This is a genomic window from Crocosphaera watsonii WH 8501 (assembly GCF_000167195.1).
Classification (GTDB): domain Bacteria; phylum Cyanobacteriota; class Cyanobacteriia; order Cyanobacteriales; family Microcystaceae; genus Crocosphaera; species Crocosphaera watsonii.
The window spans coordinates 1-2,184 of the sequence record NZ_AADV02000314.1 but is presented as its reverse complement, the minus strand read 5'-3'; the positions used below and the strand labels follow the sequence as shown (position 1 = coordinate 2,184).

1 protein-coding gene and 1 pseudogene are annotated in these 2,184 nt (G+C 38.1%); one reads left to right on the top strand and one right to left on the bottom strand.

Annotated elements, in window-relative coordinates:
- Positions 1–150 precede the first annotated feature (150 nt).
- Entirely contained in the window at positions 151–1,059 is a 909-nt protein-coding gene (locus CWATDRAFT_RS31315) for a hypothetical protein (protein WP_007308684.1), read from the bottom strand.
- A gap of 426 nt (positions 1,060–1,485) precedes the next feature.
- On the opposite strand from CWATDRAFT_RS31315, the pseudogene CWATDRAFT_RS31310 reads away from it, so the two are divergent.
- Positions 1,486–2,184, top strand: a pseudogene (locus CWATDRAFT_RS31310) (IS5-like element ISCwa2 family transposase); the annotation flags it as partial.

The window sequence follows — 2,184 nt, the reverse complement described above, 5'->3', positions numbered from 1 at the left end:
TCGCTGAGCGCCTACCTCGCCTCCGCCACGTNTTCCCCCCCCATTTGCAAATGATTATCATTATCGTTCATTCTCAATAAGCTCTCTGGTTGCCGACAATTGTTTAGGGTCGGGTAACAGAGAAAAACCGCTCTGGACTTACTTTTCAACCTACTTGTCACCCCGTGAGGTCGGTAGGTCTGGAAAAGCTAAAGTATCTGTACCCGAGGTGGGAACACCATAATACCCTTGCGCATAGCCTAGAAGATTACCTGTACCTCCAGCTACATCGGTAGCTTGTTGTAAAGCCAAGTTGAGGTCAATAGCCGCTCCAGGGTCAGGTAATCCATTAAGGCCCACCGAGGGGAATGTCAAGTCTCCGCCGCTCAAGTTATCGAGCCAAGCGATATCTGGAAGATCCTCAGGTGGTACTTGGTCACCTCCAGTATGAGTTACCCCTAACCGAAAGAATTGTTGAGAACCGCTTAAGGAAATGGGACTGTCCAAAGCAGCATAAGCAAAACCCTCAATATAAGCAAGGTCGGGATTGGGATTTCCAGGGTTGTCAGGATCTCCAGGCTTGATGGTGAGGCTCGTGATAAGCGCACTTTCAGGAGATACAACCGATCCACTCTCATTTATAGGATCTCCGCTGCTATTAACTCGCCAAAGTCCCACTTGATGTTCGGCTTCTAAAAAAGCGAAAGGCGTTGGAGTTTGTGGATCTTGGGCTGGTATTGTGAAATAATCGTTGGGATTACCTTGTGCTGGTGTAAACTCATTATCTGGGGTCGCAAAAACACCAACAGCACTTATTTGTAGATTTTCCGCTCCAGGATCTGGATCAACTGAAAATTGATAACCGAATGTAACAAAACCCCCATTAGCTTCTGCAATATCAAATAATGGCTTATTAGATTCACCTGGTGGCCGAGGAGCAACACCTGGACCACCTGGATTACCTGGGTCTTCTTCATAGAAGTATGAAACAGTAAACCCGTTGGCACTAATGGCACTACTCAAGGAGAAAATAATACCCAAAGATAGGGTTTTTAACCATTTTTGTTGACAAATAACCATACAATTACTTGATTAAGAAATAACTCTACTAAGCCAATACTATCAATGGTTTTTTGATTCAATTCTTTGCCAAAAATTAAGAAGCTAAACTGTATTTCTAGCGTAAAAAATGGTCGTATTTTGATAAATTAATTTACTTTTTTTTTAGGCAAAAAGAAAACTTTTTAACATACAAAAGTAAAGATTAATAATCATATTTCTTTCTTGATATTACTGTTAGCTTTATTTACAAATTAGTTAGATATAGTAAAGTTGATCAATCTTCGTTAAATATCTGCTACAAATATTTAGGGTTTGCTGAATAAAAGCAAAACCCTATTCTTTAAAAGGTTACACCCATATTCGCGATCGCAAAAAAGATCAGCTTTGTCGGCTACAAACCGCTATAATTGGTAGAAACACCTCCCAGTTGTTGGTCAAGAACAAATGTATCGAAAAGAGGAGCAACCTTTACCGCCCCCAGAAAAATTTGAATTACCTTTCGAGGGCAAATTGTCCCCCAATAATCGTTGGGTAATCATGGCAGAGTTGATATCTTGGGATGATTTTGAGGAAGAATATGCTAAACTTTTTTCAGCAGAAAAAGGTGCGCCAGCCAAACTATTTAGAATGGCATTAGGGACATTAATTATTAAGGAAAAATTAGGAACAAGTGATAGAGAAACTATAGAACAGATTAGAGAAAATCCCTATCTACAATACTTTATAGGTTTAAATTGTTATCAACAAGAGCCACCACTGGAATCTTCAATGCTAGTTCATTTTAGGAAAAGAATTGATGGAGAATTGATAAACAAAATCAATAAAAAAATAGTAAAAAGAGAAATAGACAAGAATGATAAAGAAGTAAAAAAAAAGGATTGTCTCCAAGAAAAAGGAGAAAAAATAAAAAATAAAGGTAAACTAATTTTAGATGCGACTTGTGCGCCAGCAGACATCAAATACCCAACGGATTTAGGCATATTAAATCAAGCCAGAATTGAGACAGAAAGAATAATAGATAATCTTTATCAACCATTAAGAGTAAAATTGAGAAAAAAGCCGAGAACTTCTAGAATAATTGCTAGAAAGGAATACTTAAAAGTAGCTAAAAAACGAAAAGTATCTTATCAAGAAAGAAGAAAA

Coding starts and splice junctions, on each gene's coding strand:
- CWATDRAFT_RS31315 (WP_007308684.1), bottom strand. CDS start 1,059: ATGGTTATTTGTCAACAAAAATGGTTAAAAACCCTATCTTTGGGTATT.